9 protein-coding genes and 1 pseudogene are annotated in these 10773 nt (G+C 71.6%); 2 read left to right on the top strand and 8 right to left on the bottom strand.

Going from position 1 to position 10773, the window contains the following annotated elements; all coding sequences use genetic code 11:
- Positions 1-187 precede the first annotated feature (187 nt).
- The 5 genes from ABTU92_RS20725 to ABTU92_RS20745 form a co-directional block, all read right to left on the bottom strand.
- Positions 188-385, bottom strand: a complete 198-nt coding sequence (locus ABTU92_RS20725) for a hypothetical protein (RefSeq protein ID WP_408093520.1) — start codon at positions 383-385, stop codon at positions 188-190.
- 82 nt (positions 386-467) lie between these two features.
- Complete coding sequence (locus ABTU92_RS20730; RefSeq protein WP_408093521.1) at positions 468-1418, bottom strand: S49 family peptidase; 951 nt, start codon at positions 1416-1418, stop codon at positions 468-470.
- Between the two features lie 443 nt (positions 1419-1861).
- Positions 1862-2707: a tRNA1(Val) (adenine(37)-N6)-methyltransferase gene (locus ABTU92_RS20735; RefSeq protein ID WP_408093522.1), complete on the bottom strand. Its 846-nt coding sequence runs from the start codon at positions 2705-2707 to the stop codon at positions 1862-1864.
- Complete coding sequence (locus ABTU92_RS20740) at positions 2697-2927, bottom strand: DUF2007 domain-containing protein (RefSeq protein ID WP_408093523.1); 231 nt, start codon at positions 2925-2927, stop codon at positions 2697-2699. The genes ABTU92_RS20735 and ABTU92_RS20740 overlap by 11 nt, the downstream gene beginning before the upstream one ends.
- Complete coding sequence (locus tag ABTU92_RS20745; RefSeq protein WP_408093533.1) at positions 2924-3922, bottom strand: glycosyltransferase family 2 protein; 999 nt, start codon at positions 3920-3922, stop codon at positions 2924-2926. Before ABTU92_RS20745 ends, ABTU92_RS20740 begins: the two co-directional genes overlap by 4 nt.
- Positions 3923-4054: 132 nt before the next feature.
- Between ABTU92_RS20745 and ABTU92_RS20750 the strand changes: the two genes are divergently transcribed.
- A complete protein-coding gene (locus ABTU92_RS20750) occupies positions 4055-5065 on the top strand; it encodes a polyprenyl synthetase family protein (RefSeq protein ID WP_111358448.1) in 1011 nt (336 codons plus the stop codon).
- Between the two features lie 246 nt (positions 5066-5311).
- Here the strand turns inward: ABTU92_RS20750 and ABTU92_RS20755 are convergent, their stop codons facing one another.
- From ABTU92_RS20755 to ABTU92_RS20765, 3 genes are all read right to left on the bottom strand, one after another.
- Positions 5312-6202, bottom strand: a complete 891-nt coding sequence (locus ABTU92_RS20755; protein WP_408093524.1) for a 4-(cytidine 5'-diphospho)-2-C-methyl-D-erythritol kinase — start codon at positions 6200-6202, stop codon at positions 5312-5314.
- 156 nt (positions 6203-6358) lie between these two features.
- Positions 6359-8164: a tetratricopeptide repeat protein gene (locus ABTU92_RS20760; protein ID WP_408093525.1), complete on the bottom strand. Its 1806-nt coding sequence runs from the start codon at positions 8162-8164 to the stop codon at positions 6359-6361.
- A 435-nt stretch (positions 8165-8599) separates the two neighbouring features.
- The gene (locus ABTU92_RS20765; protein WP_408093526.1) at positions 8600-10267 is read right to left on the bottom strand and encodes a 4Fe-4S dicluster domain-containing protein; all 1668 of its coding nucleotides are present in this window, start codon (positions 10265-10267) and stop codon (positions 8600-8602) included.
- A 324-nt stretch (positions 10268-10591) separates the two neighbouring features.
- Here ABTU92_RS20765 and ABTU92_RS20770 point away from each other — a divergent pair.
- A pseudogene (locus ABTU92_RS20770) lies at positions 10592-10773 on the top strand (uracil-DNA glycosylase); the annotation flags it as partial.

The following is a 10773-nucleotide window of genomic DNA, read 5'->3' on the forward strand; positions in this document are numbered from 1 at the left end:
CATGGCGGCTCGCATCGACGGACGAGCGGCCGCGCCGGCGGCGCCCGTGAAGAGCGCGCCCGGTCCGCGGCCGTGGGCGCGCGGACCGTAGAGGCAGGGGTTTTCAGGGTCAAGGCGAGGCGGCCTCGCCACTGTCTCCCTCTCCCCGCGCGGCGGGGAGAGGTGAGTTTCGGCTGATCGGTGTGCCCTACTCCGGCCGGTACACGCCGGTCGACGGGTCGCGGCGGAGCTTCGGCAGGCGGCTCGGGTCGACCGCCTCGGCCGGGCGCATCTGCTCCAGCTCCTCGTTGATGCGCCGCCATTCCCGGGCGAGCGCGCGGCCGAGGGCCGCGACCCCGAGGGCGGCGGCGGTCAGGGCGATCACGGGCGGGATCACGAACGGCATGCGACCGTCTCCTCTGCACGACCCGCGGGGGTGAATGCGGCGCGGGCGAGCCGCAAGGTCGAAGTCCTACAACGTCGAAGTCCTAGAGCCCGTATCGGGCCCAGACGGCGCGCACCTCGAGCGCCGCGATCGCGTCCGCGGCGAGGCTTTGCGCGCCGCCGAAGCCGCCATCGCCGATCAGTCCGCCCTGGCTCGCCCCCATCAGGCGGCGCGCCAGGAAGCCGCGCTCCGGCGAGACCACGGGCGTCAGCACCTCCTTGCCGAAGCGCTCGCGCAAGTACGAGCGCAGATCGCCGAGCCGATCGACGATCCCGTGACCGAGCGCCGTCGACGCCGTCCAATACTCCCCGGAGAACAGGGTTTTTTCCGGGCCGGCGAGGCGGTCGCCGCGGCGCGACTTCACCAGCTCGATGAACAGGGCGTGGATCTCTGTCTGGATCGCCTTGATGCGGGCGACGTCCTCGGGCTTCTCCGGCAGGAACGGGTCGAGCGACGACTTGCTCTCGCCGGCCGTGTAGACACGCCGCTCGATACCGAGCCTCTCGATCGCCTTGTCGAGCCCGAAGGTGGCGCCGATCACCCCGATCGAGCCGACGATCGAGGCCGGGTCGGCGACGATCTCGTCGGCCGCGCAGGCGATCATGTAGCCGCCCGAGGCGCCGACGTCTTCGACGGCGGCGATCACGGGCAGGTTCTTCTCCTCGGCGAGCTGGCGGATTCTTCGGAAGATCAGGTGCGACTGCGCCGCAGCGCCCCCGGGCGAGTTGATCGACAGCGCCACCGCCTTGGCACCGCGCATCGCAAACGCCCGGTCGAGCGCGCGGGCGAGCCCGGCGAGCGTCACGCCCGGCCGCAATGGCGAGGCGACGCCGATCACGCCGTTGATGCGCACCACCGGCACCACCACGGCGTCGGCCCGCCAGCGCTTCGGCAGCACCGGCGTGACGAAGCGGCGCACCCCCGCGACGAAATCCTGGAGTCCGCCCCGGCTCGTGTCCCCGCTGCCCGGCTCGGTCCTGCTCCCGAACGACATGATCCCGTGATCCTCCGCGGCCTGGTGCCCGCCCTCCGGCGGACCGCCGGCCGGGCACCGCGACGACAACCCCGCGCCGCGCCGCCGGGTTTCGCACCGCACCGGCCGGGATCATAGGGACGCGACGTCGCGGCCGCGAGTTACGGATCGTTTACCTCCCCGGTGTCGTATGGAGGTCCGACATGGTGAACCGGGCGTCACCGGCGATCACGAAGTCGACACCATCGCACATTGAATCGAATCCGATTCGCGGCCTCGCGTTGCAGTCGCGCGGCTGGATCATTCCCGGAGGAGCGCTGTCATGGACATCAAGGTCATGATCATCGCGTCGCTGTTCGGCGTGATCGCGACCCTCTACCACGTCGCCGACCGCCGGCTCGCCCGGTCCGCGGCGGCGCTGCGGGCCGAGGAAGCCTGAGTCACCAAGGCGTGCCGACCCCCGATCATGGCGCGGCGAGCGGCAGCGCCGTGCCGTGGCGCAGGACCGCCTCGGCCGCCGCGGTCGGCCGTCCGGCCGCGTCGGCGAGCACCAGCCCCGGCAGCAGGGCGAGCGGCGCCCGGCCGCCCTTGGTGGCCCGCACCAGAACCCGGATCGCCGGCTGACCGTCTTTGCCGTGCACCGGCACGAGGCCGATCCCGCCGAACCCGTCCGACAGCCGCGCCAGCACGGCGCCGAGCCCCGCGGCCGGCCAGATCAGCGACAGGGTGCCGCCCGGCCGCAGAAGGCGGGCGGCGGCGCCGATCCAGACGTCGAGCAACGGCGTTTCTCCTTGTGAGACCGCCACATGGGCGCGCCGGCGCGCCGGATCGGGCGAGGCGGACAGCGTCCCGGGATCGTTGAACGGCGGATTCATCAGCACCCGCGCCGCGACGCCGGGTGGCAGCTCCGCCTCGACAAACGCAGCGAGCGGCGCCGCGACGTCGAGCCGCACCGCCGCGACCCGGTCGGCGAGCCCGTTGCGGGCGGCGTTCTCGGTGGCCGCGCCGACCAGCGCCGGATCGATCTCGATCATCGTCAGATGCAGCCCCGGCACCCGCCAGGCGAGCGCGAGAGCCGCCGCCCCGACCCCCGCGCCGAGTTCGACGGCGCGCTCTCCGGCGAGCGCCGGCGTCGCCGCGGCGAGCAGGATCGCGTCGTGGCCGAAGCGATGGCCGCGGCGCGGCTGCAGGAGCCGCAGCCGGCCATCCAGAATGCCGTCGTCGCTCCACTCCGCCTCGGGAAAGCCCGCCGACCGGGCGAGCCCGACCGGCCCTGCGACGGCGTTCCCGGCGCCGGCCTCACGGCCCATCGGGGCGCAACTCCTTGCCGAGCCCGGCGTCGCCGAGCAGCCGCCGCGCCTCTCTGGCCCGCGGCTCGGCGACCAGGATCCGGCGCGGCAGGATGCCGATCGAGCCCTCAAGCACGCTCATGTTCTGGTCGAGCACCAGATGCTCGATGCCGGCGGCGTCGAGCAGCGCCACCACGGCCGACACCAGCACCGGATCGTTGGTGCGCACGAGCTCCTTCATCGAACATCCCCCGGATCGGTCCCCGAAGCCTCGGCCGGTCGCGGCCGATCGCCGGGCGCCGGCTGGGCCAGATAGGCGAGCAGCTTGATCTCCCGCCGCCCGCGCGTGACCGTGTCGAGCACGAGGCCGCAGGTGAAGGACAGGAAGGCGAGGATCATCAGCCCGGTCGACAGCACCGCGGTGGGCAGCCGCGGCACCACGCCCTGCTCCAGGAAGGTGACGATCACGGGCACGGACAGGCCGACGGAGAGGACCGCGAGCGACAGGCCGGCGCCGGCGAAGAACGCCAGCGGCCGCTCGACCCGGTACAGCTTGACGATGGTCCTCAGGATGCGGAAGCCGTCGCGCCAGGTGGCGAGCTTCGACTCCGAGCCGTCCGGGCGGGCGTAATAGGGGGTCGGCACCTCGCCGACCGGCATGTCGAGCTCGAGCGCATGGACGGTCAGCTCGGTCTCGATCTCGAAGCCGCCGGACAGCACCGGAAACGACTTCACGAAGCGGCGCGAGAACACCCGATAGCCCGACAGCATGTCGGAGAACGCGGTGCCGAACATCTGCCGCACCACCCCGGTGAGCAGGCGGTTGCCGAGCCGGTGGCCGCGCCGATAGGCGGCGGCGCCCTCGGGACGGCGCACCGCGACGACCATGTCGAGGTGCTCCTCCAGCAACCGCGCGATCATGTCGCGGGCGCTGGGAGCATCATAGGTGGAATCCCCGTCGACGAGGACGTAGACATCGGCCTCGACGTCGCTGAACATTCGCCGGACGACGTGGCCCTTGCCCTGCGGCGTCGCCCTGCGCACGACCGCCCCGGCCGTGCGCGCGGCCTCGGCGGTGCCGTCCGTCGAGTTGTTGTCGTACACATGAACGGCGGCGTCGGGCAGCGCCGCGCGGAAATCGGCGACCACCTTTGCGATCGACGCCCGTTCATTGTAACACGGCACCAGGACCGCGATCCGCAGGCCCGGTCCGGGCGTCGCGAGCCGCAGGTCCATCCGATCGACCAGACGTGTCACGACCGTCCTCTTCCGGGGCGCCAGCGCCGTTCCGCCAGGGGGAAACACCGTACTTGCTCGTGAACGGTAGCATTTCTATCGTCGCGGGTCCTTGATTTCGGAGAATCGGCTTTGGCCGTCGTAATTCCTTTCGAGTCTCCTGCCGGCGCTTCCGTCGACCGCCTGGTGTCCCACGTGTCCAGCGACATGACCCGCGTCAACGCGGCGATCCTGTCGTGCACCGGGTCCGAGGTCACGATGATCCCGGAGGTCGCCAATCATCTCATCACGTCGGGGGGCAAGCGGCTGCGGCCGATGCTGACCCTCGCGATGGCCCAATTGTCGGGCTACGAGGGCGACGGGCACGTCAAGCTCGCCGCCTCGGTCGAGTTCATGCACACCGCGACGCTGCTCCACGACGACGTCGTCGACGAGAGCGACATGCGGCGCGGCAAGCTCGCGGCCCGCATGCTGTGGGGCAACGAGGCGAGCGTGCTGGTCGGCGACTTCCTGCTCGGCCAGGCGTTCAAGCTGATGGTCGAGGTCGGCTCGCTGCGCTCGCTGGAGATCCTCTCCAACGCCGCCGCCGTCATCGCCGAGGGCGAGGTGCGCCAGCTCGCCGCCGCCAAGAACACGGCCACCACCGAGGACGAGTATCTCGCCGTGGTGCGGGCCAAGACGGCCGAGCTGTTCGCCGCCGCCTGCGAGGTCGGCCCCGTGGTCGCCGACCTGCCCAAGGCCGAGCAGGCGGCCTGCCGCTCCTTCGGGATGAATCTCGGCATCGCCTTCCAGCTCGTCGACGACGCGCTCGACTACGGCGGCAAGGCCGCCAAGCTCGGCAAGAACGTCGGCGACGACTTCCGCGAGGGCAAGATCACGCTGCCCGTGGTGCTGGCGTTCCGCCGCGGCTCCGACTCGGAGCGCGAGTTCTGGCGCCGCACGCTGGAGACCGGCGAGATCGGCGCCAACGACCTCGAGCACGCCATCGCCCTGATGGCGAAGCACCGGGCGCTCGACGACACCATCACGCGGGCCCGCCATTACGGCGCCATCGCCCGCGACGCGCTCGCCCTGTTCCCCGACTGCGAGATCAAGCAGGCCCTGGAGGAGGCGGTCGAGTTCGCGGTGTCGCGCACGCATTGACCGGGGGCCGCACTCCCGGACTCGTGCCTGGGACGCCGTTTCCCGCTCGTCGCCGCGAAGGTGGGGACCCAGGGCCGCAAAACGACGCCGCTCCTGGATGCCCGCCTGCGCGGGCATGAGCGGAGTGCGCGGCGCGGTCATCGTCTCGCCCGCACGCACTTGATCCCGTTCGCGGCGCGCTGCGCCGCGCCCGGGACACGGCGCTGCTCCGCCGCGCGACCGGTGGCGCCCCGACCGCGCGCCGCCTCAGCGCGCCAGCATGGTGGCGCGCACCCACCAGCCGGTGTTCGCCGGACCGAGCTTCATGGCCGCGTCGGCCGACGAGCGGGCGTCGTCGAACAGGGCGAAGCAGGTCGAGCCCGAGCCCGACATGCGGGCGAGCCGACAGCCCGGCAGGGTGCGCAGCCGCTCCAGGAGATCGCCGACCGCCGGCGCGAGGCCGATCGCGGCCGCCTCGAGGTCGTTGCCGTTCTCGGCCAGGTAGGCGTAGAGCGCCTCGCGGTCCTTCGGGACGGCGCCGTCCGGCGTCGGCTCGCCGCGGGTCTCGCCGGGCGCGAGGCCGAGCGCCGCAAACACGTCCTTGGTGGCGAGCGGGAAGCCGGGGCCGACCAGCACGGCGAACAGCGGCGGCAGCGCGACCGGCGGCGACAGCACCTCGCCGACGCCGCGCATCACCCGCGGCTTGCCGTCGAGGCAGACCGGCACGTCGGCGCCGGCCTTCAGGGCGGCCTCGGCGATCCGCGGATCGTCCGGCGCGAGCTTGTTGAGGCGGGCGAGCAGCCGCAGCGCCGCCGCCGCGTCCGACGAGCCGCCGCCGAGCCCGCCGCCGGCCGGCAGACGCTTGAGGAGATCGAAGGCGCCGAGCGCCAGGTCCGGCACCCGCTCGGCCAGGAGCCGCGCCGCCTTGAGCACCAGATTGTCCTCGACCGGCCCGGACTGCGCCGCGGTCGGCCCCGACACCGAGAGGCCGAGATCGACGCCGGACTTCAGCGTCAGCCGGTCGCCGATCGTGGTGAAGCTGACCAGGCTTTCGAGCGTGTGATAGCCGTCGCCGCGCTTGCCCAGCACGCGCAGCGTCAGGTTGACTTTTGCAGGCGCGGTCTCTTCGAGGAGGCCGGTCAGTACCGTGGTGGTCATGCGAAGTCCCGAGAGGCGAGCGTCGCGCGACAGGGGTCGCGCGGTATCGCCGGACGCTCTTCTCGGGAGGAAGGCGGCCGGGGTCAAGCCCCGACTGCCGCCACGTCACGGATGCCGGATCGTCGGCGCCTGAACGGCACCAACGTCGGAATTGGCTCAGCCGCCGTTGTTGCCGGTCTCGGCCGGCTTCGGCTTGTCGGCCTCGGCCGCGGCAGACGGCGGCGCGTCGTCGAGCCCGACCTTCAGCTTCTTCTCGATCTTGGCGAGATCCTCGGGCTCGGGCTTGAGGTCGCGCGCATGTGTCCACTGGAACTTGGCTTCGAGCTGGCGCCCGACCTTCCAGTAGGCGTCGCCGAGATGGTCGTTGATGGTCGGGTCCATCGGCTTGAGCTCGACGGCGCGCTCGAGATGCTTGATCGCCTCGTCGTACTCGCCGATGCGGTAATAGGCCCAGCCGAGCGAATCGACGATGTAGCCGTCGTCCGGACGCTGGTCGACGGCCTTGCGGATCAGCCGCATGCCCTCGTCCAGGTTGACGTGCTGGTCGATCCACGAATAGCCGAGATAGTTCAGCACGTGCGGCTGCTCGGGAAAGAGCTCCAGGGCCTTCTTCAGGTCGGCCTCGGCCTTCGGCCACTGCTTGGAGCGCTCGTAGCAGATGCCGCGGAAGTAGAAGGTCGTCCAGTTCGGCCGGGTCGGCGTCTTCACGAGGTCGAGCGCCTTCGTGTATACGTCGGCGCACTCCGCGTACTTCTTGCGGTCGCGCAGGATGTTGCCGAGCGCCATGATGGCGTCGACGTCGTCGCCGCGGGCGGCGATCAGCTTGCCGAGCGCCTCGCGCGCCTCGTCGGTGCGCTCCAGCGAGTCGAGGTTCATCGACATCTGGATGTCGGCATTGCGGCGCAGCGGCGAGTCTTCGGGCACGCGCTTGTAGACCGCGATGGCGAGCTCGGGCTTCTTCATCGCCTCGTAGAGATCGGCGAGCGACAGCAGCGCGAGCGCGTGGTTCGGCTCGAGGTAGAGGGCGAGCTGCAGATAGGCGAGGCCGCGATTGGCGAGGCTCAGCTCCTCCTCGCGCCGCGCCAGGGCGGCGCCGAGACCGTAGAGCGCCTCGGCGGCGCCGGCGCCCGGGCTCTCGACGAGCCGCGGCACCTGGTCGCCCTTCTCGATCGTCGCCATCGCGCTGCGGATCAGCGGATGGCGCGGCAGCGAGGCGTCGAAGGTCTGATAGACCTTGAGGGCCTCGTCGCGGCGGCCGTTGCGCGACAGCCAGCCGCCCCAGGCCTGCACGACGCGCAGCGCCGAGGAGTCGAGCTTGTAGGCCCGCTCGAAGCGCTTGCCCGCCTCCTTCTTGTTGCCGGCGAGATCGTAGGCGAGGCCGGCATGCAGATCCTTGAAGATGCCGTACCAGTCGGGCCCCGACAGTCGGTCGATGGTGTCGATCGCGCCCTTGGTGTCGCCGGCGCCCTGCTGGGCCCAGGCCATCATCAGGGTGGCGATCAGATCCGTCACCGGACCGCGCGCCGCCTGACCGAGCTGGGTGCGGGCGGAGGTGTACTGCTTCTGCTTGAGCGAGCGGATGCCGAGCACCAGCCGCGCGTTCGGGTTGCGGGCGGTGCGGTCGGCCTGCAGCAGCCGCTCGCCGAGCTTCGCCGCCTCGTCGATGTCGCCGTCCGCCAGCACGGCGTAGAAGGCGAACTCGAGCAGATCGGGGTTCCTGGGGTCGGCCTTGAGGGCGGCGCGGTAGTAGGCTGCGGCCGACGCCGCGTCGCGCCCGACGCTCGCATGGCGTGCCGCCAGATAATCACCCGCCAGGCTGGTGCGCGCCGTCTCGCGGACCGGCTCGCGGCGCGCCACGGCGGCCGCCGTCGAGGTCTGCGCCGCGACGGTGCCGGGCAGGCCGGCGAGGACAACGGCCGTGGCGGCGAGAGCCGCGGCTCGGATGGGCGACGCTCGTCTCACGGCTGGATCTTCTCCTTGTGGGCGACACCTGGCAGGCGACACACCCGGTGGGCGACACACCGGCGGTGACACCTCGTGGGCGACGACCGTCTCGTCCCGATGGACGAGGAGGCGTCGTCCGGAAAGACGACATCCGTCGCGGTGGTCTCCGCCGCGCGCACCGCCGTCGCGGCGTCCCCGTCGCGGCGTTCGCATCCGGCGGTCGCACCCCCGCACGTTTCGCGTGCCGTTCCGCCGACCGCTGTGCCGCCCACGTCGTGACGACGCGGGACGGGCACGGTGGCCGACAATGACCGGTTTGACGGGCACCCGCAAGGGAGCCGCGTCCGCACGCTGCTCGTCGGAGCAGAGACCGCGCGAACACGGCCGTTTGGTGGCGCCGTCTCGACGAGCCGCCGCCGCGCGCGCCGGCGACGGTGGCCCGGTAGAGCGCCCTCACATGCTCGGATAGACCGGGCCGCCGCCCCCCTCCGGGGCCACCCAGGTGATGTTGCCGTTCGGATCCTTGATGTCGCAGGTCTTGCAGTGCACGCAGTTCTGCGCGTTGATCACGAACCGCATGCGGGCCTGCGGCCCGTCGTCCTCGCGCACCCATTCGTAGACGCCGGCCGGGCAGTAGCGGCCCGACGGCCCGGCATAGACGTCGTATTCGGACGCCTTCTGCAGCCCCGGATCGGCGAGCTGCAGATGCACGGGCTGGTCCTCCTCGTGATTGGTGTTGGAGAGGTACACCGAGGACAGCCGGTCGAAGGTGAGGACGCCGTCGGGCTTCGGATAGGTGATCGGCCGGCAGCTCGCCGCCGGCTTCAGGCAGGCCGAATCGGGCTTGCCGTGCGGCCTTGTGCCGAAGAACGAGAAACCCATCGCGTTGGTCCACATGTCGAGCCCGCCGAGGCCGATGCCGATCGCGGTGCCGAAGCGCGACCACAGCGGCTTGGCGTTGCGCACCTTCCACAGGTCGCGGCCGACGTCGGACGAGCGCCAGCCCGTCTCGTAGTCGGTCAGCTCGTCGCCGGCCCGGCCGGCGGCGAGCGCCGCCGCCACGTGCTCGGCCGCCAGCATGCCGGACAGCATCGCGTTGTGGGTGCCCTTGATGCGCGGCACGTTGAGGAAGCCGGCGTCGTCGCCGATCAGCACGCCGCCCGGGAACGCCACCTTGGGCACCGACTGCCAGCCGCCCTCGGCGATGGCGCGCGCCCCGTAGCCGATGCGCTTGCCGTCCGTGAAGGTGCGGCGGACCAGCGGATGCGTCTTGAAGCGCTGGAACTCCTCGAACGGCGACAGATACGGATTCTCGTAGTTGAGGTGCAGGACGAAGCCGACCGCGACGAGATTCTCGCCGTAGTGATACAGGAACGAGCCGCCGCCGGTCTTGTTGTCGAGCGGCCAGCCGAAGGTGTGCTGGACGAGGCCGGGATGGTGGCGGTCCGGCGTGACCTGCCAGAGCTCCTTGATGCCGATCCCGAACTTTTGCGGCTCGCGACCCTTGCACAGGTCGTAATGGGCGAGCAGGCGCTTGCCGAGATGGCCGCGGGCGCCCTCCGCGAACAGCGTGTACTTCGCGCGCAGCTCCATGCCGCGCGTGAACGTGTCCTTGGGCGCGCCGTCGCGGCCGATGCCCATGTCGCCGGTGGCGACGCCGACCACCTCGCCGTTGTCGCCGAACAACACCTCGCTCGCGGCGAAGCCCGGATAGATCTCGACGCCGAGTGCCTCGGCCTTGGCGGCGAGCCATTTGCAGACGTCGCCGAGCGACACGATGAAGGCGCCGTGGTTGTTCAGCAGCGGCGGCATCAGCGCGTTGGGCAGGCGCAGCGCGCGCTGGCCGAACAGCATGTAGAAGCGGTCGTCCTTCACCTTGGTCTTGAGCGGCGCGTCCGCCTCCTCGCGCCAGCCGGGCAGGAGGCGATCGAAGGCGATCGGGTCGACGCAGGCGCCCGACAGGATGTGGGCACCGACCTCGGCGCCCTTCTCGACGACCACCACCGACGCGTCGGGGCTGACCTGCTTCAGCCGGATCGCCGCGGCGAGACCCGAGGGGCCACCGCCGACGATCACCACGTCGAATTCCATCGCCTCGCGGGCGGGCAGTTCCTCGGACATCACATCACCCCGATTCGGTCGGCCGGCGCCGCTGCGCGGCGGCGCTCGGACATGCAGGCCGTGCACCCGGCGCACCCTGCGACAATTGGAAGCCGTGGCGCGGGACGGTCTCGCGGCGGCGGGGGCCGCCCGCGTCGCTGCGCCGTGTCGCCCGCGGCATCGGTATCACCGCGCAAGCGGCAGGGCGACTCCTTGATCTGCCGCAAGACGACGTGTCGCGAGGTGACGTGTCGCGGTGACGCGGCGCGGGGGACTGCGGGAGGACGCGCGCGACCATCCGGCCGACGATCCGCCCGGGCGGATCTTGATGTATGAAGGGCCGGCATGAGCCCCGACCGTACCGCCGCCGCCCGCGACCTGCTCGCCTTCTATCTGGAGGCGGGCGTCGACGCGCTCCTCGCCGAGGAGCCGCGTGATCGCCTGCGTCCCGAGGAGGCGGCCGAGCCGGCGGGCGTCACGACGTCACCCGTGCCGACGCCCTCCGCCCCGACGCCGCCGCGCGTGGG

The organism is Rhodoplanes sp. SY1 (assembly GCF_046000175.1).
Taxonomy (GTDB): domain Bacteria; phylum Pseudomonadota; class Alphaproteobacteria; order Rhizobiales; family Xanthobacteraceae; genus Rhodoplanes.